This is a genomic window from Enterococcus sp. DIV0294, from assembly GCF_050558155.1.
GTDB classification, from domain to species: Bacteria; Bacillota; Bacilli; order Lactobacillales; family Enterococcaceae; genus Enterococcus; species Enterococcus faecalis.
The window spans coordinates 1,518,231-1,538,473 of record NZ_CP187889.1 but is presented as its reverse complement, the minus strand read 5'-3'; the positions used below and the strand labels follow the sequence as shown (position 1 = coordinate 1,538,473).

General features: G+C 37.5%; 24 protein-coding genes. 18 read left to right on the top strand and 6 right to left on the bottom strand.

The window, feature by feature from the left end; all coding sequences use genetic code 11:
• Positions 1–6: 6 nt before the first annotated feature.
• Positions 7–1,782 carry a two-component system histidine kinase PnpS gene (gene pnpS / locus IGJ20_RS07595; RefSeq protein ID WP_202522545.1) on the bottom strand — a complete coding sequence of 592 codons (1,776 nt, stop codon included), beginning with the start codon at positions 1,780–1,782 and terminating at the stop codon, positions 7–9.
• On the bottom strand, positions 1,779–2,489 hold the full coding sequence (locus IGJ20_RS07590; protein WP_002360193.1) for a response regulator transcription factor: 711 nt from the start codon (positions 2,487–2,489) through the stop codon (positions 1,779–1,781). The genes pnpS and IGJ20_RS07590 overlap by 4 nt, the downstream gene beginning before the upstream one ends.
• A gap of 162 nt (positions 2,490–2,651) precedes the next feature.
• On the opposite strand from IGJ20_RS07590, the gene IGJ20_RS07585 reads away from it, so the two are divergent.
• From IGJ20_RS07585 to ffh, 3 genes are all read left to right on the top strand, one after another.
• Positions 2,652–3,116 (top strand): DUF523 domain-containing protein, encoded by a 465-nt coding sequence (locus IGJ20_RS07585; RefSeq protein WP_002364031.1) that lies wholly within the window; start codon positions 2,652–2,654, stop codon positions 3,114–3,116.
• 83 nt (positions 3,117–3,199) lie between these two features.
• Positions 3,200–3,538 (top strand): putative DNA-binding protein, encoded by a 339-nt coding sequence (locus IGJ20_RS07580; RefSeq protein WP_202522544.1) that lies wholly within the window; start codon positions 3,200–3,202, stop codon positions 3,536–3,538.
• Between the two features lie 4 nt (positions 3,539–3,542).
• Positions 3,543–4,961 (top strand): signal recognition particle protein, encoded by a 1,419-nt coding sequence (gene ffh, locus IGJ20_RS07575; protein WP_002360194.1) that lies wholly within the window; start codon positions 3,543–3,545, stop codon positions 4,959–4,961.
• A 74-nt stretch (positions 4,962–5,035) separates the two neighbouring features.
• Here the strand turns inward: ffh and IGJ20_RS07570 are convergent, their stop codons facing one another.
• Both IGJ20_RS07570 and IGJ20_RS07565 read right to left on the bottom strand, forming a co-directional pair.
• On the bottom strand, positions 5,036–5,791 hold the full coding sequence (locus IGJ20_RS07570) for a MerR family transcriptional regulator (protein ID WP_202522543.1): 756 nt from the start codon (positions 5,789–5,791) through the stop codon (positions 5,036–5,038).
• 114 nt (positions 5,792–5,905) lie between these two features.
• Positions 5,906–6,460: an NADPH-dependent FMN reductase gene (locus tag IGJ20_RS07565; RefSeq protein WP_002357432.1), complete on the bottom strand. Its 555-nt coding sequence runs from the start codon at positions 6,458–6,460 to the stop codon at positions 5,906–5,908.
• A gap of 141 nt (positions 6,461–6,601) precedes the next feature.
• Between IGJ20_RS07565 and IGJ20_RS07560 the strand changes: the two genes are divergently transcribed.
• From IGJ20_RS07560 to IGJ20_RS07520, 9 genes are all read left to right on the top strand, one after another.
• A complete protein-coding gene (locus tag IGJ20_RS07560) occupies positions 6,602–7,405 on the top strand; it encodes a GNAT family N-acetyltransferase (RefSeq protein WP_002398327.1) in 804 nt (267 codons plus the stop codon).
• A 145-nt stretch (positions 7,406–7,550) separates the two neighbouring features.
• The gene (rpsP, locus tag IGJ20_RS07555; RefSeq protein WP_002357434.1) at positions 7,551–7,826 is read left to right on the top strand and encodes a 30S ribosomal protein S16; all 276 of its coding nucleotides are present in this window, start codon (positions 7,551–7,553) and stop codon (positions 7,824–7,826) included.
• 11 nt (positions 7,827–7,837) lie between these two features.
• Entirely contained in the window at positions 7,838–8,083 is a 246-nt protein-coding gene (locus tag IGJ20_RS07550) for a KH domain-containing protein (RefSeq protein ID WP_002357435.1), read from the top strand.
• Between the two features lie 120 nt (positions 8,084–8,203).
• On the top strand, positions 8,204–8,770 hold the full coding sequence (locus tag IGJ20_RS07545; protein WP_002357436.1) for a hypothetical protein: 567 nt from the start codon (positions 8,204–8,206) through the stop codon (positions 8,768–8,770).
• 214 nt (positions 8,771–8,984) lie between these two features.
• Positions 8,985–9,926 carry a ribonuclease Z gene (gene rnz, locus IGJ20_RS07540; protein WP_128437497.1) on the top strand — a complete coding sequence of 314 codons (942 nt, stop codon included), beginning with the start codon at positions 8,985–8,987 and terminating at the stop codon, positions 9,924–9,926.
• Positions 9,927–10,715 (top strand): SDR family NAD(P)-dependent oxidoreductase, encoded by a 789-nt coding sequence (locus tag IGJ20_RS07535; protein ID WP_430605136.1) that lies wholly within the window; start codon positions 9,927–9,929, stop codon positions 10,713–10,715. It abuts the gene before it with no gap.
• A 16-nt stretch (positions 10,716–10,731) separates the two neighbouring features.
• On the top strand, positions 10,732–11,199 hold the full coding sequence (locus IGJ20_RS07530; protein WP_202522542.1) for a LapA family protein: 468 nt from the start codon (positions 10,732–10,734) through the stop codon (positions 11,197–11,199).
• Between the two features lie 154 nt (positions 11,200–11,353).
• Complete coding sequence (recJ, locus tag IGJ20_RS07525) at positions 11,354–13,666, top strand: single-stranded-DNA-specific exonuclease RecJ (protein WP_202522541.1); 2,313 nt, start codon at positions 11,354–11,356, stop codon at positions 13,664–13,666.
• Between the two features lie 2 nt (positions 13,667–13,668).
• Positions 13,669–14,181 carry an adenine phosphoribosyltransferase gene (locus tag IGJ20_RS07520; protein ID WP_002357441.1) on the top strand — a complete coding sequence of 171 codons (513 nt, stop codon included), beginning with the start codon at positions 13,669–13,671 and terminating at the stop codon, positions 14,179–14,181.
• A 106-nt stretch (positions 14,182–14,287) separates the two neighbouring features.
• Here the strand turns inward: IGJ20_RS07520 and IGJ20_RS07515 are convergent, their stop codons facing one another.
• Complete coding sequence (locus IGJ20_RS07515) at positions 14,288–14,485, bottom strand: hypothetical protein (protein ID WP_002360203.1); 198 nt, start codon at positions 14,483–14,485, stop codon at positions 14,288–14,290.
• A gap of 193 nt (positions 14,486–14,678) precedes the next feature.
• Positions 14,679–15,332 (bottom strand): PAQR family membrane homeostasis protein TrhA, encoded by a 654-nt coding sequence (trhA, locus tag IGJ20_RS07510; protein WP_002357443.1) that lies wholly within the window; start codon positions 15,330–15,332, stop codon positions 14,679–14,681.
• Between the two features lie 131 nt (positions 15,333–15,463).
• Between trhA and IGJ20_RS07505 the strand changes: the two genes are divergently transcribed.
• The 6 genes from IGJ20_RS07505 (at position 15,464) to IGJ20_RS07480 (ending at position 20,241) form a co-directional block, all read left to right on the top strand.
• Positions 15,464–16,306 (top strand): DegV family protein, encoded by an 843-nt coding sequence (locus tag IGJ20_RS07505; RefSeq protein WP_029682810.1) that lies wholly within the window; start codon positions 15,464–15,466, stop codon positions 16,304–16,306.
• A 103-nt stretch (positions 16,307–16,409) separates the two neighbouring features.
• On the top strand, positions 16,410–17,309 hold the full coding sequence (locus IGJ20_RS07500; protein WP_002365717.1) for an SGNH/GDSL hydrolase family protein: 900 nt from the start codon (positions 16,410–16,412) through the stop codon (positions 17,307–17,309).
• Positions 17,302–17,955 carry a YpmS family protein gene (locus IGJ20_RS07495; protein WP_202522540.1) on the top strand — a complete coding sequence of 218 codons (654 nt, stop codon included), beginning with the start codon at positions 17,302–17,304 and terminating at the stop codon, positions 17,953–17,955. The genes IGJ20_RS07500 and IGJ20_RS07495 overlap by 8 nt, the downstream gene beginning before the upstream one ends.
• A 16-nt stretch (positions 17,956–17,971) precedes the next feature.
• The gene (gene msrA, locus IGJ20_RS07490) at positions 17,972–18,487 is read left to right on the top strand and encodes a peptide-methionine (S)-S-oxide reductase MsrA (protein WP_002365716.1); all 516 of its coding nucleotides are present in this window, start codon (positions 17,972–17,974) and stop codon (positions 18,485–18,487) included.
• A gap of 5 nt (positions 18,488–18,492) precedes the next feature.
• A complete protein-coding gene (locus IGJ20_RS07485) occupies positions 18,493–18,711 on the top strand; it encodes a YozE family protein (protein WP_002357449.1) in 219 nt (72 codons plus the stop codon).
• Positions 18,712–18,798: 87 nt separating this feature from the next.
• On the top strand, positions 18,799–20,241 hold the full coding sequence (locus IGJ20_RS07480) for a S41 family peptidase (protein WP_181366870.1): 1,443 nt from the start codon (positions 18,799–18,801) through the stop codon (positions 20,239–20,241).
• Positions 20,242–20,243 lie beyond the last annotated feature (2 nt).

Genomic DNA, 20,243 nt, shown 5'->3' with positions numbered 1-20,243 from the left:
GTTTTTTTAGGCTTCTTTTTTTGTTAAAGGCAAGGTGATTGTAAAAGTGGTCCCTAAGCCTAAGTGACTATCAATGGCGATTTTACCGCCTAATAATTCTGTGTAATTTTGGACAATAGCTAGACCTAGACCGGTGCCACCAGAATGACGGCTACGTGCTTTATCGACACGATAGAACCGTTCAAAGATCCGTTCTTGGTCTTTTTGACTAATGCCAATGCCAGTATCTTGAACAGATAAACGTAATTGCTGATTTTCAATAGCATAAGAAATAGTAATCTGTCCATTTTCTTGGGAATACTGAATGGCATTTTCAATTAGATTCTTCACGATTGGATAAAACAATTCGTATTTGGTGAAAAACTGGCTCTCTGGCAGACCATGAACGACTGTTTTCAGCTGTTTTGCTGCCAATTGTTGCTGATAAGAGCTGAGAATTTCTGTAATAAATTTTTCTAAAGTAATTTCTTGTTCCGCATAAGGAATTGTTGCACTGCCTCGAGAAAGTTCTAAAATTTCTTGAATTAATTGTTGCAGACGCTGGGCATCTTTTTGCATGATGTGCAAAAATTGATCAAGAACTTCCGGATCTTCTTTGGCGCCATCTATGAGTGTCTCGGTAAAGCCCAAAAGAGAAGTGACAGGCGTTTTTAATTCATGAGACACATTTGATACAAAATCTTTTTGCATTTTTTCTAGTTGGCGAACGCGCGTTAAATCATAGGCAATTCCTAACACTTGATAATCATTGGCGCTTTGATCATCCAAGTAACGAAGAGAAAGATCTAAGCGTAAAGGTGTGGGTCCTTGTGTCACAGTAATTTCTTGATGTAAACTGTTTTTTTCAGCGACGACTTGATGGATTAAATGAATCAAATCGGCGTCTTGAATCACTTCAAGATAATTGCTTTGCATATTTTTAGCAGAGAGTCCTAACATTTCCTGCATTTTAGGGTTCAACAGACGAAGCCGTCCTCGCGTATCAATGATAAAGACACCAATCATCAGCTCATCTAAAAGTTCGTGAAATTGCTCATCCGCAGACGTATACGCTTTATACGTTTGACTTACTTGTTGACTCAGTAAGTTAATAGTTTCGTAAAGTTCATTCCATTCAGAAGATTGCTGGATAATGGATCGATTTTCATCTGGATGTTTAAGCATTCGTTTCAGAATCGGTAAGACAGTCACTAGCGGTTGATTTTTTTGCCGTAACAATAAAAAGATAAACAAGGTAATTAGTAGGAACAAGATGCCAAATGTAAAGATAATATAGCGACGAAAAGATTGGATATTTTTAGAAAATAGCGCGGTTTGTTCCGAAATCCGAATAATGCCAACGATTTCTCCTGATTTTAAAACGGGCGTGGCAACGTACAGAAGTTCTTTATTTAACGTTTTACTCTTTCGTAAAGCTGAACCATAGGTAGCTCCTGATAGAACCGCAGCGATTTCAGGCCGTTTTTTGTGCGACTCTAGCGGTTCATTTTGGCTGCTGTCAAAAAAGACGGTACCATTTTTTTGCAACAAAGTTACCCGTTCTTCTGCATCATCTAACGCATGGGTGACAAGGAGTTGTTGTTGGTTTGTCAGTTGCCCTTTTTCGAAAACGGAAGGGGGCAACTGGTCTGTTAAAAGGGTATTTTTTCTTCTTAAATAGGTTTCTTGTTGAGCAACCATTTCTTTTTGAAAGAAAAAATTGGTCGCTGCAATACTCCCGACAAATAATAAAAGCATGACTGCCGCAACTAAAAAATATTCAATCCGCAGTCTCTTTTTCATCGTTTTGGCTCCTGAAAACGGTAGCCAAAGCCACGGACAGTTACTAAGTAAACGGGCCGTTTGGGATCAGGCTCGATTTTATCACGTAAATGACTAATGTGGACATCGACGATGCGACTTTGTCCAGCGAAGTCATATTGCCAAATTCGTTCCAACAAGGTTTCCCGATTAATGACCCGATCTTTGCGTTTCATGAAGTAAACGAGTAATTCAAATTCTTTTGGTGTTAGTTCAATGGGCTGATTGCGCACAAAGACTTCATAATTTTGTTCATCCACACGAATCTCGCCAATCACAAGCGGAGCTTTAGGTGTGTCCTCTTGAAGCGGTTCGGTCGTGGTAGGTTTTAAACGACGAAAAATAGCTTTCATGCGTGCTAGGACTTCTCTGGGACTAAAAGGTTTTGTTAAATAATCATCTGCCCCAATTTCTAAGCCGATGATTTTATCTACTTGTTCATCTTTGGCAGTTAAAATCAAAATAGGCGTGTCAATTTTTTCTCGACGAAGTGCTTTGGTAATTTCTAAGCCATCCATACCAGGAAGCATTACATCTAAAATTATAAAATCATATTGATTAGACAAAGCTAATTCGAAGCCGTTTTTACCATCTTCGGAAGTAGTCACCTGATAGCCTTCTTTTTCCAAATTAAAGGTTAACAAAGTTAAAATCGATGGTTCATCATCGACGACAAGAACTTTTTTCATTTACATAACTCCTTCAAGAAATTTCTGAAAATAAGTGTATATTTCACTATTGTTAGTTTAACATATTTTTAGAGGAAGAACGTACTTTAAAGTAAGCGAGAATGCTACTTTTGAGAAAAGTCAACTCATGGTATAATAGAGAAATGAAATGAGGAGAAGCGAATGATTGGTATTAGTAGTTGCTTAGGTGGGATTTGTTGCCGTTACGATGGAAAATCTCAAGAACAAGAAGCGTTAAAACAACTTGTAACTAATGGAAAAGCAATAATGATTTGTCCCGAAGTTTTAGGAGAGTTGCCCATTCCACGTCCGCCAGCAGAAATCATTGGCGGGGACGGCTTCGATGTTTGGGCGAATACTGCTTATGTATATACGGATAACGGGGAAGATGTCACTGAGGCATTTAAAGCAGGGGCACAACGCGCGTATCAAAAATTAAAAGCCCAACAAATTACAACCTTGATTTTGAAAGAAAAAAGTCCCAGCTGTGGCAGCCAGCTGATTTATGATGGACAATTTTCTGGCATTAAAAAAGCTGGAGTTGGAGTCGCAACTGCTTATTTTATTCAACAAGGAATGACCGTTTATTCTGAAGAAACATGGCAACTTGCGGACATTTCTTTTTAAAAGGTAAAAACTTAGTAAAAAAAGATTGACTATTCCCTATGAAATCGGTAACCTATAAGGGATTGAAGATGGGAGCACGGCTCATGGAAATGGAAAAAACAAACCGCATGAATTCGTTATTTGAATTTTATTCGACATTATTAACGGAAAAGCAGATGAATTATATGGAGCTTTACTATGCTGATGACTTTTCTTTAGGAGAAATTGCGGAAGAATATGAGGTTAGTCGCCAAGCGGTTTATGATAACATTAAACGAACCGAAAAAATTTTAGAAGAATACGAAAAAAAGTTACATCTTTATTCAAACTATGTTGTACGGAAAGAATATCTTGAACAACTACAGCAGTATGTTCAAGAAACTTATCCCAAAGATAGTGAAATCAAAAAATATATTGAACAAATTCAAGAAATAGAGGAATGAAACTATGGCTTTTGAGAGTTTAACAAACCGCCTACAACAGGCAATGAGTAAAATCCGTCGTAAGGGAAAAGTTTCCGAAGCCGACGTAAAAGAAATGATGCGAGAAATCCGTTTGGCTTTATTAGAAGCCGACGTTAATTTACAAGTGGTCAAAGATTTCACAAAACGCGTCAGAGAACGAGCAGTAGGAGTCGAAGTATTAGAAAGCTTATCACCAGCCCAACAAATTGTAAAAATTGTTGATGAAGAATTAACGAAAACGTTAGGTTCAGAAACGGTTGAACTGAATAAATCTCCAAAAATCCCAACAGTGATTATGATGACAGGGTTACAAGGGGCTGGTAAAACAACTTTTACTGGTAAATTAGCCAAACACTTAATGAAAACTGAAAACGCTCGTCCGCTTTTAATTGCTGGTGACGTTTATCGTCCAGCAGCGATTGATCAGTTGAAGGTTTTAGGTCAACAATTAGAAGTTCCCGTTTTTGATATGGGAACAGATGCTAATCCAGTGGAAATTGTTCGTCAAGGGTTAGCGTTAGCAAAAGAAAAGAAAAATGATTATGTCTTAATTGATACGGCCGGCCGTTTACACATTGACGAAGCTTTAATGGACGAATTGAAACAAATTAAAGAGTTGGCTAATCCCAATGAAATTCTGTTAGTTGTTGATGCGATGACGGGGCAAGATGCTGTCAACGTTGCAGATAGTTTTAATGAACAGCTTGGAATTACTGGGGTTGTTATTACCAAAATGGACGGCGATACTCGTGGGGGGGCTGCGCTGTCAATTCGGGCAGTAACGGGGGCTCCGATTAAATTTGTCGGTTCTGGTGAAAAATTAACCGATTTAGAAATTTTCCATCCCGATCGTATGTCGAGTCGTATCCTAGGTATGGGGGACATGTTGACGCTAATTGAAAAAGCGCAACAAGATTACGATGAGAAAAAAGCAGAAGAACTTGCTCAAAAAATGAAAGAAAACAGTTTTGACTTTAACGATTTCATTGAGCAATTGGATCAAGTTATGGGCATGGGACCGATTGAAGACTTATTAAAAATGATCCCTGGAATGAGTAACATGCCTGGTATTGAAAATGTCAAAGTCGATCCAAAAGATGTGGCACGGAAACGGGCGATGGTCCTATCAATGACCCCTGCAGAACGTGAAAATCCTGATCTATTAAATCCTAGTCGCCGTCGCAGAATTGCAGCTGGTTCAGGAAATAGTGTGGTTGAAGTCAATCGTATGATTAAACAATTTAAAGAATCCAAAAAAATGATGCAACAAATGTCCAAAGGGGATATGAACATTCCTGGTATGGATCAAATGCTAGGTGGCGGCGTTAAAGGCAAGTTAGGTAAAATGGCCATGAATCGTATGATGAAGAAAAACAAAAAAAAGAAAAAGAAAAAAAGATAAACAGGCTTTAGTTAATTATCATAAGAAACAGAAAGTGCGCCATCAGTCTCTTCGACTGATGGCGCACTTTCTGTTTAAGCGTAGTTTTGGATAATTGCGTTTAACGCTTCGGCAAAACCAGCGCCGTGTTGTTCATAATATGACGTAAATCGTTCATCGCCAACATACATAAGGCCTAACCCTTTGTGTGCTTCTGGCGAATAGCTTGACCAAGAGTACATTAACCAATCTTTGTGTAATTGGAAAATTTCTTGCGCAAGTTGGCTAGTCAACTTGGGTGATTTTTGATACATGGCTAACTTAGAAAATAAATCTTTTTCCACGTTCTGCATTGCTTGCATGTCTTTTTCCGTCAAGTTTAAATATTTTTTGTTGGCTTGTTCAATCGTTTCGTTGCCATATTTTTCCCGAATCTCTTTACCATATTTTTCTTCGTTTTCTTGAACTCGTTGTTGTTTGAATGCTTCGAATTTTTGCTGATCTGACATGTTTATCTCTCCTTTGTAATGGTGTAAGGTTTGTTGAACAGAGGCTAAAAGACGATCAATTTCATTGCGCTTTTCCAATAGCTTTTGTTGATGCTCGTATAAAGCCCGTTCAACATTAAAGTCAGGTTGCTCCAAAATTTCTTTAATTTCATCTAGTTTCAGATCCAATTCACGGTAAAAAAGAATTTGTTGCAAACGATTCACCTCGGCTTGCCCGTAAATTCGATAACCAGAAGAATTAATTCTGGCTGGTTGAAGAAGACCAATTTCATCATAATATCGTAACGTCCGTGCACTGACGCCAGATAGTGAAGCCATTTTTTTAATTGTATATTCCATCATTCATTCCTCCTGACAAAATCTATCATAAACCTTTACGTAACGAGAAGGTCAAGCAAAAAATAAAAAAAGAGACAACCTGTTAAAAGTTGCCTCATTTTTTCTCGATTGATTCAATTAGGCAGTTAAGCGATTAAAGAAATCCACGTAAGCATCTACAATTGATTGTAAGAAACCAACAGTGCCATCAATAATTTTACCATCTTCACCAATTAAGTTCGTGATGCCGCCAATATAGGCTTCAGGTTGTTGTAAAGTTGGAACATTTAAGAAGACTAATGATTGTCTTAAATGATGGTTTGCACCAAATCCGCTAATTGCACCTGGTGAAACACTCACCACAAGTCCTGGTTTTTTATCCCAAACGCTTTCGCCATACGGACGTGAACCGACATCCAATGCATTTTTTAAAACAGCTGGTACTGAACGGTTATATTCTGGTGTTACAAACATTACGCCATCTACTTGTTTAACTTCTTCACGGAATGTTGTCCAAGCTTCAGTGGGGGTTCCTTCATCATCCAAATCTTGATTGTATAATTCTAAATCACCAATGTTAATAAAAACAGGTTCGAAATCAGCTGGAAATAAGTCCGCCATTGTTTTTGCTACCAATTTGTTAAATGAATCTTTTCTTAAACTCCCTACAAAAATACCAATTTTTTTTGTCATGTAAATCCCTCCATTTTTCTTTTACTTACTTTATGATAGTACTTTTTCGAAAAAAGCGCAAACGTTTTATCCTTGTACATTGTTGAACTTCGTAACTTCACGTATAATAGCTAGTAAAAGGATGAGTAAAGGAGCAACTGCTTGAATAAAAAAATAAATTGGCGCCGACAATTAACACCGTCGGAGAAACAAACATTGACTGAATTAAGAAACAAGGAAATGATTAAACAAGGAACTTTTTATAAATTGGAACAAACATTTCCTGAGGAATCAGCTTATACTTATTATGGTTTATACAGGAAGGGACAAGCCATTCAAGCGTATATCGTAGGGTATTGTTTTGATGGGGAAACCTTGGAAGCGACGATTGTTGCGCCAAATGTAGGACCATTTTTTGAAGAACTTGTTCAAGAACTCGAAAAGCAAGCAGCTTTGTGGGGAATGAAAGAAGTCTTTCTCGTGATGGAAGACAAGCAATCTGTTGGCCTGAATTATTTTAATAGACAAGGAATTGTGCCAGCTTTTTCAGAACAGTATCTGGTTTTTCAAAGAGAAACATACTCACAGGAGTTGGCGAAGCTGACACTTCTCCGACCGCAAGTGGCTGATTTGGATTCCTTGGCTAGGTTACTAGAAGGTACGCCTTTGCCGGAGGACCTTCAACGAACACTTATTTATAAAGAAAACAATCAACTTTTAGCCACGCTACGTTTGGATCATTTTGAAAACGAATGGGGGATTTATGGCTTTGTTGTGACAAAAACGCAACGAGGTCGCGGTCTTGGCCGTCAAGTGTTACAGTCTGCGCTCCGAATGATTTTAGAAAATTCAGCTTCAGCGACTATTTTTTTAGAAGTTGAAACAGAAAATCAAGCAGCGCTTCATCTCTATCAAACAGAAGGCTTTCAAGTGAGAAACCAGTACAACTATTATCAAATTTTGTAAAAATTCTTCATTATTTCGTTTGTTTTCCTGTAAATAGGCTAAAAAATTGAAAAAAAGTAAAGGTGTCAAGAAAAAACTCTTTACAGGTTGTTGTTAATCTGTTAAACTAACTCTTGTGATTAAGTTAATGGAGGTGTATTTAATAATGGCAGTTAAAATTCGTTTAAAACGTATGGGTTCTAAAAAGAGTCCTTTTTACCGTATTGTAGTAGCTGATTCTCGTTCTCCTCGTGATGGACGTTTCATCGAAACTGTAGGTACTTACAACCCTTTGAAAGACCCTGCAGAAGTAGTTTTAAAAGAAGATTTAGTTTTAGATTGGTTATCTAAAGGTGCGCAACCTTCTGATACAGTTCGTAACATCCTTTCAAAAGAAGGCGTTATGAAAAAACATCATGAAGCTAAAAACGTTAAGAAATAAGGTGATTGAATATGGCAGATGTGAAAGAGTTAATTTTAACTATTGTCCGTCCGTTAGTCAGTCAACCTGAAGCAGTCTCATTAGAAATTGAGGAATCAACTGATTTCCTCGAGTATAATTTGACTGTGGCCAAAGAAGATATTGGACGTATCATTGGTAAACAAGGGCGTGTTGCAAAAGCAATTCGGACAATTGTTTATAGTGTACGTATCGATGGTCCGAAAAAGGTCCGTTTAAATATTCTTGATGGTAAATAAGCATTAACAAGGAGGTAGCCCAGCTATCTTCTTTTTTTATACATAACCAAAAAGTTTTCATTGCTAGAGACAGGCCTTTCTTGCTAAAATAGATGTATCCAGAATAAAGGAGCGATTTGTATGGCAAAACGAATTATCATTATGAACTTTGATATTGAAAGTAAATCGTACCAAGCATTTTCCGAAATAAAAAAGATGCAGGCAGAAAGACAGCTTAAAGGTGAGCAAATGGCGGTTGTTACGCATGTTAATGATGGCCAGCATCAATTTAAAATCAATGATTTTATCGATTTTACAGGCAACAATCATACATCAAAAGATAGCATGATTGGGATGCTAGTAGGCATATTAGGTGGTCCTCTGGGCATTCTTTTTGGCTGGTTTGCTGGAAGTATGTATGGTGCAAGCAAAGACGCCAAAGAAATTCAAGAAGCACAAACGGTTTTTGAACATGTGATTCAAAAGATTGATGAAGGACAAACGGGATTATTATTAATTGCAGAAGAAGAAGACAACCGTCCGCTCAACCAATTGGTTATGTTTGACTTAGGTGGCGAAATCACGCGGCTTGATTTAGAGGAAGTCCAACAAGAAATTAACGATGCGAACGAAGTTGCAAATGAAGCGAAACAATCGTGGCAAGCAAAAAAAGAACAACACAAAGAAGCAACATCGAAAGAAGAATAAGGAGCAAAGACTGTTTTCTGAATAAAGGAAAACAGTCTTTTAAAATACTAAGAAATCACGGTTTTTTATGGTAGTTTGCTAATTTTTTGTTATTTTATCGTAAAATACGGTAAACTAAGAAGAAAACTTTGAGAAAATAGATAAATTATTATTTGCTAAAGGAGCAAACTTCTTCTAAAATAAAAAGGAAGTTTAAAAGAAAGTATGGTAGCAGATGGAAATACAATTTTTAGGAACAGGCGCTGGTGTGCCAGCAAAACATCGCAATGTCACAGGGATTGCGTTGAAATTATTAGATGAACGAAATGCAGTTTGGCTCTTCGATTGTGGGGAAGGGACTCAATTGCAAATTTTAAAAAGTAGTATTCGCCCAAGAAAAATTGAAAAGATTTTTATTACACATTTACATGGGGATCATATTTTTGGTTTACCTGGTTTGTTAAGTAGTCGTTCTTTTCAGGGCGGGACAGAACCTTTAGAAATCTATGGACCAGTTGGGATTGCTGATTTTGTCAAGACTTCTTTACGGGTCTCGCAATCGCGGTTGTCCTATCCACTGAAATTAATTGAATTAACGAAAGAAAATGACGTTATTTTTAAAGATAAACAATTCACTGTTCGCTGTAATATCTTGGACCATGGCATCACGAGCTTTGGCTATCGAATTGAGGAAGCAGCGCATGAAGGAGAATTACAAGTAGAGAAACTTCAAGCTTTAGGGATTCCTTCTGGGCCATTGTATGGCAAACTCAAACGTGGTGAAACGATTGTTTTTGATGGACAGGAAATTAATGGACAAGCGTTTGTGGGAGAGCGTAAACCTGGACGAATCGTGACGATTTTAGGAGACACTCGCAAAACTAAAAATAGTGTAACCTTAGCACGACGAGCGGATGTTTTAGTCCATGAAAGTACGTTTAATAAACACGAAGCAAAAATGGCAAAAGCCTACTTCCACTCAACCAGTCAACAAGCAGCTGAAGTTGCAAAAGAAGCGCAAGTAAAACAACTTATCTTAACGCATATTAGTGCCCGTTATTTAACCAAAGAGGCCTATCAGCTTCAAGAAGAAGCCCAAGAAATTTTCCCCAATACAAAAATCGTAAAAGATATGGATATCATTGAGATTCCATTTGCCAATGAAGGAGGAGCTTAGATGGATTTAACAAATAAAGTCGTTGTCGTAACTGGAGGTTCAGCTGGTTTAGGTGAACAAATTTGTTATGAAGCAGCTAAACAAGGGGCGGTCGTCGTTGTCTGCGCCCGCAGAATTAATTTGATTGGTAAAGTTCGCGAGCAGTGTGCTGCTTTGAGCGGACGAGAAGCATTTTCTTATCAATTAGATATTGCCGATCCAGAAAGCGTTGAACGTGTGGTTGAAGCTATTTCAGCAGAAGTTGGTCCTATAGATGTTTTAGTCAACAATGCTGGTTTTGGCTTGTTTGAAAATTTTGTTGAGATTGACTTGGCTGTTGCACGCCAAATGTTTGATGTCAACGTTTTAGGAATGATGACGTTTACTCAAAAAGTAGCTATTAAAATGATTGAAGCTGGGCAAGGACATATTATCAACGTTGCTTCAATGGCTGGGAAGATGGCTACAGCTAAATCAACCGTTTATTCTGCAACGAAATTTGCTGTGTTAGGTTTTTCAAATGCTTTACGTTTAGAATTGAAACCGTTGGGTGTAGCAGTAACGACTGTCAATCCAGGACCAATCCAAACAGAATTCTTTGATAAAGCGGACCCGACAGGCACTTATCTAGCTGCGGTGGATAAAATTGTTTTAGACCCTACGAAATTAGCGAAAGAAGTGGTTGGGAGTATGGGGACTTCTCGACGTGAGATTAATCGTCCGTTTGTCATGGAAGTAGCTGCCCGCTTTTATACATTGTTTCCACATTTAGGAGATTTCATAGCGGGAAATATTTTAAATAAAAAATAAAGGAGTCGATCAAGTCATGAAAAATCAATGGCGTGTTATTTTGGGCCTTGTGTTGGTCTTAATTGTTGTTATTTTTGCTGTTTTAAATAATCAAGCTGTTCCAGTAAACTTTGGTTTTACTAAAATTAGTGGACCGTTAATCTTAATTATTTTAGGTTCTGCAATTATTGGCGCACTAGTTGGATTACTAACCTCCACAACCACCATTTGGAACCAACGTAAGGAATTAAAAGCTGTACAAAAAGAGTTGGATATTTATAAAAATGATATGGATAAATTAGTCAAAGAAGAAACGGAAAAAGTTCAACGTTATTTTGATAATCAATTGGCTGATTTGCAAGCCAAACAAGCGGCAGCACCACAAGTCGCAGAACCAGTGGTCAACGAACAAACATCAAACACAGAAGTAGACGCAACGCCTGTGTCAGGTAGTCGTATTGATCGTTATGTGAAACCTCGTGTGAATGAAGAGGAACAAAAATAAGGAAGAGACTTTATCGCTAAGTTTCTTTTAAAATAAAACTGTGATATCTGCTATTTATCTAACAGATATCACAGTTTTTTTCTCAGATTTAAAAAAATGCTTTCTTTAGTTTTTGGAAAAATTTTGCTATAATTACTTGGTTAGGAGTGACGTCGTGAAAAAATCAAACTATCAATGGCAGTTACAGACAAAGACAGAATTACCTGTAGAATTTATAGAACAATTAAAAAAAGAAGAAATTAATCCATTAATTGGCCAACTTTTATGGCACCGCAATATCCGGACAGAAGAAGCATTACGTAAGTTTCTACATCCGACTATCGAAGATATTTATGATCCGTTCTTAATGCATGATATGGAGAAAGCGGTAGCCCGCATCCAGAAAGCCGTCGAAGCGGGTGAACAAATCCTTGTCTATGGGGATTATGATGCAGATGGCATCACTAGTACCACGGTTATGAAAGAAGCAATCGAATTAGTCGGTGGCATGGTTCAATACTTTCTACCGAATCGTTTTGTTCATGGATATGGACCTAATAAAGACGTATTTGCTGAACAAATTGAACAAGGAGTCCAATTAATTGTAACCGTTGATAATGGTGTAGCCGGACATGAAGCAATTAACTACGCTATGGCACAAGGAGTAGATGTAATCGTTACTGACCATCATGAATTGCCTGAACAATTACCAGAAGCCTATGCGATTGTCCACCCTAGACATCCGCAAGGTGACTATCCTTTTGGAGATTTAGCTGGTGTTGGCGTGGCTTTCAAAGTCGCTACTGCGTTACTTGGTGAATTGCCAATTGAGTTATTAGATTTGGTAGCAATTGGGACAATTGCTGACTTGGTTTCATTAACCGATGAAAATAGAACGTTTGTCAAAATGGGCCTTCAAATGATTCAAACTGGTGATCGAATTGGTTTAGACGTTTTACTACAAGAAGCGGGTGTGAAAAAGGAAGCTGTTTCAGAAGAATCAATTGGCTTTACCATCGGACCTCGTTTAAATGCGTTAGGTCGATTAGGGGAAGCCGCACCAGGTGTTGAATTAATGACTACATTTGATGAAGAGCAAGCGCTGGAAATCGCTAAATATATCGATCAACAAAACAATGAACGAAAAGACATTGTAACGACGATTGCCAAAGAAGCGCTGGATTTAATTGACCCGAATGCGCCGGTCCATATTTTAGCGAAACAAGGCTGGCATGAAGGCGTCTTGGGGATTGTCGCGGGCCGCATTATGCAAGAAACGCGGAAACCAACCATTATTTTAGCAATAGATGAATCTGGTACGACCGCTAAAGGGTCTGGACGCAGCATTAGCGCATTGAATCTCTATGAGGCGTTGAACGAAGTGCGTGAGCAATTCACTCATTTTGGTGGGCATCATATGGCAGCGGGAATGACTTTACCTGTTGAAAATATTCCTTTTGTTCAAGAACATTTGGCACACTTTATTGAAAAAAATCAAATTGATATGGCTAATGGACAAGAGTTGCTCATTAGTGAGAGCTTAGCGGTTTCGCAGGCAACGACTGCTTTTATTGATCAATTGCGTATTTTGGCGCCTTTTGGGACTGATAATACTGTGCCAACTTTTGTATTTAAGGAAATCACGCCTACGCAAATTCGTCAAATTGGTGCAGATAATGCACATCTGAAATTTCAAATGAATCAAGAAGGGGCACAATTGGATGCAATTGCTTTTCAAATGGGGCCTCAAGCGGATGAACTAGCACAAGGAACCGCCGATGTGGCAGGCCAACTTTCCATCAATGAATGGAATGGTCGTAAGAAACCACAATTAATGGTGACTGATTTTGCTGTATCGGGAAGACAATTATTTGATTTTCGTGGCAAAAATAATCAAACGAAACCAATTCCTTCAGAAGCAACAGCTTATCTTTTGTTTGATGAAAAAAATCAAAAATTCATTTCAGATCCAACCGCTAATATTATTGTTTGGTCAAACCAAGAAGAATTGGTGGAAGCTGTTTCTCAAAATCAAATCGAACAACTGGTTTTTGTCGACTGTCCTGTGGAAGCAATCACGGTTAAAGAAATTGTTGAAGCGACTGAGATACAACGTATATACATGATGTTTATTTCACCAGAAGAAGCTTATTTAAACGGTATGGCTTCACGTGAACAATTTGCAACATTGTATAAATTTATTTTGCAGCAAAAAGAAGTAAATCTACGTTCCCAGCTATCGAAGGTGGCAAATTACTTAAATATCCAAGAAAAATTATTAATTTTCATGATTCAGGTGTTTTTTGACTTAGGATTTGTTACAATAGAAAGCGGTGTTTTAAACAGTATTGAGAAACCCGACAATCGACCATTGACTGAAAGTCAAGTATACCAACAACGATTGAAAAAAATAAAAACAGAAGAATTTCTACTTTACAGTGATTGTCAAACAATACAACAATGGCTGTGGAATGAGGAGGACAAATAAAAATGGATTTAAGAGATTACATTGCAAGCATTCCAGATTATCCTGAGAAAGGGATCGTGTTCCGTGACATTTCTCCATTAATGGCTAATGGGGATGCCTATCGTGAAGCAACGAAACAAATTGTGGATTACGCGAAAGAAAAAAGAATTGATATGGTTGTAGGACCGGAAGCTCGTGGCTTTATTGTCGGCTGTCCAGTGGCTTATGAACTAGGGGTTGGCTTTGCTCCGGTTCGTAAAAAAGGAAAACTTCCTCGTGAAACCATCGAAGTGACTTATGACTTAGAATATGGTTCAGATACATTAACGTTGCACAAAGATGCCATCACACCAGGTCAACGTGTTTTGATTTGTGATGACTTGTTAGCAACTGGTGGTACAATTAAAGCAACCATCGAATTAGTCGAACAATTAGGTGGTATTGTGGTTGGTTGTGCGTTCCTAATTGAATTAATGGATTTACATGGCCGCGATAAAATTGATGGCTACGATATTGTTACCTTAATGGAATATTAATCTAATTTAATTAGAAAGAGCGAAGGAATTTAATCCTTCGCTCTTTCTTTGACATATTTATAAAAACGGAGCGTAGCTTGGGGGGAACACACCGTTTTATTATTTATTAAGGGAACTTACGATAAACGTATCTTGCTTGCTGTTGTTTACGTGTACGTGTATAACGCTTCTCATCCCATGACATAAACCAAAGAATAAATAACGGCGTCACGATCATAAAAGCAAGACGTAATCCTAATGTTCCCAAAAAAATACCTATAACCAATACAAAAAATAAAAATCCAACACGACGAATTGCTTCCATGTGTATCACCTCTTCATTTGATTCGAACGAGTGTTCGTATTGTTATTATACGAATGTATGTTCGTTTTGTAAAGTCTTTTCTACTAATTTATGTTAAAATAATTCGAAAAGAAGAATAATCCTTTATAATAAAGAGATTTAGGGCAATAAAAGAACACGATGCTTTGAGCATCGTGTTCTTATTGTGCTGTGGTTACGTATAAAAGAGAACAGAAAAATACATGAGGATTGCTGCAAGCATGACGAACAAATGCCAAACCACATGCATAAACCGCACATTTTTCAATGAATAGAAGGCTGCACCTAATGTGTAAGACACACCCCCTGCGACCAATAACGCTGTTCCTGTAAACCCAAGGGATTCATATAACGGACGAGCAGCGATGATACAGAGCCAACCTAAAACAATATAAATAATCGTTGAAATGTTTTTCACTGTTTCTTGTTTATGCAACGTGAGGGATTTATAGACAATACCGACAATGGCGATTAACCAGACTAAACTAAATAAGGTCCAACCTAACCAACCGCCAATACTAATTAAGCAAAACGGCGTATAGCTGCCAGCAATCAATAAGAAAATAGAACTATGATCGAAGACCTGAAAGACCTTTTTGGCTCTTGTAAAAATTAAACTATGAAATAACGTTGAAGATAAAAAAAGTAGAATCAACATGGAGCCATAAATAGCATAAGATACCACGTGAATCGGTGAGCCTAAACGAGCTCCTTTAACAAGTAAAATGACTAAACCAGCAATACTTAAACCTGCGCCTATGCCATGTGTAACTGCATTTAAGACTTCGTTCACGATTAGGTATTTTTTTGAGAAATGCGTTTTTTCCAATAAATTCACTTCCTTTATTTTAATTTGATGAAAAATTCGGCAGTGTCTGTTATACTATAACTAGATAATTAACCGTTTAATGGTATTCTACCATGAAAACAGGTTCCTTTTAAAGAAAGAGTGATAAATTTATGACAAACGTTAAAATCGTAACGGATTCTTCATGTACGATGGAAAAAAGTCTTAGAGATGAATTAAATATCCATATGATGCCTTTATCAATTATGGTTGATGGCGTTGTTTATCCAGATGATGATCATTTGCCAGGCGAAAAATTTATGGACATGATGGCTAATGCGAAGGCCTTACCCAAAACCAGTCAACCACCAATTGGTGAATTTGTAGAATTATATGATCGCTTAGGTGGAGATGGCAGTGAAGTAATTTCGATTCACATGACAAAAGGCTTAAGTGGAACGGTTGAAGCGGCCCGTCAAGCTAGTAACTTATCATCAAGTAAAGTAACGGTGATTGATAGCGATTTTACAGACCAAGGTTTGTCTTTCCAAGTCATTCAAGCAGCAAAATTGGCACAAGCGGGAGCGGGTGTTCCAGAAATTTTAGCTGAAATTGAACGCGTCAAACAAAATACTAAATTATACATTGGCATTTCAACATTAGATAATTTGGTTAAAGGTGGACGAATCAGCCGTACAACAGGATTATTATCAAACATTTTTAATATGAAAGTTGTCATGGACTTTGAAAATACGGAATTGATTCCTGTAGCGAAAGGCCGAGGCGTTAAAACGTTTAATAAATGGTTTGACGAATTGAAATCAGAATTAAGTAAGATTCCAAATGTTCGACAAATTGGCATTTCTCATGCGGATGGGCTAGAACTAGCAAATGGATTCAAAGAAGGATTACAAGCAATCTTTAAAGACATGGATATTCCCGTATTACATACGAATCCAGTCATTGCAACACATACAGGAAAAAATGCCTTTGCTATTATGTACTATACAGACTAAGAAATAACGAGGTTGGGTCTCACTCTTAAATGAGTAGACGCAACCTCTTTCTAACAAGAAAAGGAAAATTTCTTGTTAGTTTATTTAGAAGGAAGTGACGAAGATGAAAAAACAAACACAGCATATTTTGCTGACCGTCTTAACACCTATCCTCATTGCGCTAGGTGTTTTTACATTGTTAAGTGTGGCCATCCCCAAAGCAAAGCCACTATTAAAGCAAGAGAAAGTGGCCACAACTGCTCAAAAAAATCAAAAAGAAGTCATTCATTATACAGCTATCGGTGATTCTTTAACTGAAGGAATTGGCGATTTGACGAATAGTGGAGGTTTTGTTCCTATTGTGGCAGATGATTTAAAAGAACACTACAACTTGAACGGTGTTCAAACAGACAATTTTGGGAAAAATGGGGATCGTAGTGATCAAATTTTAAAACGAATCAAAGAGAAACCTGAAATTCAAAAGGGCCTTGCCTCTGCGGACGTGATTACGCTAACGGTTGGTGGAAATGACTTAATGAAAGTAATTAGTAGTAATATTTTCGACTTGAAAGTTAGCTCGTTCAATCGTCCCCAAAAAGCCTATCAACGCCGAGTAAGACGACTACTTGAAGAAATCCGAGAGTACAACGAGAAGGCCCCTATTTATGTCTTAGGAATTTACAATCCCTTCTACTTAAACTTTTCCGAAATTACAGAAATGCAAGAAATCGTTGATAACTGGAATCAAGCAACCGAAGAAATGGTTCAAGAGCAAAAACGAGCCTATTTCATTCCTATCAATGATTTACTCTATAAAGGTCGTGGCGATGAAGTTGGCGTAACTGGTGGCGACTCAGAAACTACAGGAAGTAGTGCTAGCAAAGAGGATTTAAACAATTTGTTATATGAAGAAGATCGCTTCCATCCGAATAATCTTGGCTACCAAATTATGGCCGGAGCTGTCCGGGATGAAATGGTCAAGACAGAGAAAGAATGGATAACCAAATCAGAAGGTAGTGAATAAAATGAATGAAGAAAAGCCAAAAACAAGTAAATCAATTAAAAAGACACAACCAACCAATCTTAAACGAAATCCCTGGAAAATCGCTTTTCTTGTTCTAGTGGGTGTAGTCATTGGTAGTGTAGCTTTCGTGACATTTCGAGCAACACAAGTTCGCGAACCAGATTTAAAGAAAATACCAGCAATTGTTGAAAAAGAAGGCGAGCCAGTCGTCACCATTCAGTCAAAAAAACAACAGGTGAACAAACTGATTGACTTTTATTTAGCCGACTTTCAAAAAGGTTCGGAGATCAAATATAAATTTTATTTAGAAAATGATGCTTTATTAAATGGAACATTTCAGGTGTTAGGGCATGACATTCCTTTTTACTTATATTTTGATCCTTACGTGATGGCGAATGGCAATGTACAATTAAAAGCAAAAAGTTTATCTATAGGAACGTTAGGCTTGCCAATTAAAGAAGTATTGAAATTTGCTAAACGTTCTTACAAACTACCTAAATGGGTTGAAATCAATCCAGATGATCAAACTGTTTTATTACGTTTAGATCAGTTTAGAATGCAAAATGGTCTATTTGTTCGAGCAGAAAAGATTAATTTAGTTGACGATGACATTCGGATGAATATATACTTGCCAAAAGAGAAATAAAAAAGGAGTGTTAGAGATGGAAGAAAAAGCAATTTTTGCAGGCGGCTGTTTCTGGTGTATGGTGCAGCCTTTTGACACACAACCAGGGATTATCTCAGTTGTTTCGGGTTATACAGGTGGGCATGTGCCTAATCCAACATATGAACAGGTTCTAACACACACAACAGGCCATACGGAAGCAGTAGAAATCACTTTTGATCCAGCGATTATTTCTTACGAACAATTAGTGGATATTTATTGGCAACAAACGGATCCCACTGATGCTTTCGGTCAGTTTCAAGACCGCGGCGATAATTATCGGCCAGTTATTTTTTATCGTTCTCAAGAACAAAAAGAAACTGCTGAGAAAAGTAAAGAACGTCTAGCTAATAGCGGCCGTTTTACAGAACCAATTGTTACCACCATCGAACCAGCAGCACCATTTTATCCTGCTGAAGAATACCATCAAGACTTTTATAAAAAAGATGCTTTGCGTTATGGATTGTCCCATCAACGTAGAAGTGAATTTATTGAAGAAAAATGGAGTGATTAATTTACATGAGACGAAGCTTTTACCATTACTTAATGACATTAAAAGGTCCGGCTAAAGATCCTGAAACTGATTTTGCCAATGAAGCGGCCAAAGATATTCAGTTTCCAAAACAAACCGAGGATTATCATGAACTTTCTTCTTATTTAGAAATGAATGCTGACTATTTAAGCAACATGGACATCTTTGATGAGTTATGGGAAAAGTACCTTGAAAACAATAAATAAATCCAGAGGAAAAGCAAACAAAGCTTTTCCTCTTTTTTCATTCATGTTATAGTAAACAAAAGTAGTGACGAATTTGTTAGAAATGAGATGAAATCTATGAAGAACAAACGAACTGTTCCTTTTTATCAATATATTATTTCGCTCCTCTGTGTCGCATTTTTAGCTGGAGGAAGTAGTTATATTTATTTTGATCATCGTGTTAAAAAGATGAGTCAAGAAGGGGCAATTACCAATGCTGATTTAAGCAAAGTGCAGGATTTATATAATGAAATTAGTACCAATTATGTAGGTGAAGTAGATAAAAATGAATTAGTTGAAGGCGCCTTAAAAGGCATGTCTGAAGCTATTGGAGACCCATACTCAACTTATCTAAATGAATCTGCTGCCAATGATTTAAACGAAAGCTTATCTGGTGATTTTGAAGGAATTGGTGCCACTATGACAATGAAAGATGGCGAACCAGTTGTAGCAGAGGCCCCTGTAGCAGATTCCCCAGCTGAAAAAGCGGGAATCAAAGAAGGCGATATTATTGAAAAAGTTGATGGTACAGCTACAAAAGGGATGAAACTAGCAGAAGTCGTCTCAAAAGTCCGAGGTAAAAAAGGAACTTCCGTTGAATTGACTATCCAAAGAGAGGGAGAAACTAAAAATATCTCAATCAAACGTGGGAAAATTCCCGTTAAAACAGTGACTGGTGAGTTAGACAAAAAAGATGCACAAATTGGCTCGATTAAAATTACGTCCTTTGGTAAAAAAACATATCAAGAATTGAAAGAAACAATCACGAATTTACGTGACAAAGGAGCTAAATCCTTTGTAATTGATGTACGCCAAAATCCTGGTGGACTGCTAGATCAAGCAGAGCGAATGGCCAGTATGTTTTTAAAAAATGGCGAAACAATTGTTCAATTTGAAGACAAAAAAGGTCGTACGATGAAAGAAGTTGCTTCCAAAGAATTAGACGACGGCTTTAAAGTAAAAGAACCTGTTGCAGTTATCATTGATGGTAATAGTGCCAGTGCATCCGAAATTTTTGCTGCAGCACTGCATGAATCTGCGAATGTCTCACTAATTGGAACGAAAACATTTGGCAAAGGAACGGTCCAAACGGTGAAAGATTTAAATGACCAAACCGAAATAAAATTGACTGTTTTAAAATGGTTAACACCAAAAGGCGAATGGATCAACGAAAAAGGAATTGAACCAACCATCAAAGCTGATTACCCCGAGTATGCCTATTTAAAATTGATTCCTCGCGATAAAACGCTAAAAGAAGGAGATCAATCTGAAGATATTCAGAACTTAAATGCTATTTTAGCTGTATTAGCGTATCCTGTTGATGAAAACAATGCAAACTACACCGCAGAAACAAAAGCAGCGGTCAGCGATCTTCAACAGAAAAATGGCTTGCCTGTAACTGGAGAAATCGACAATGAAACAGCCACAAAAATTGAAGCCACTTTAGGTAAATTAATTCTTGAAAATGACGCTGCCTACGATACAGCAGTCAAAGAAATTCAAAAAAACTAGAA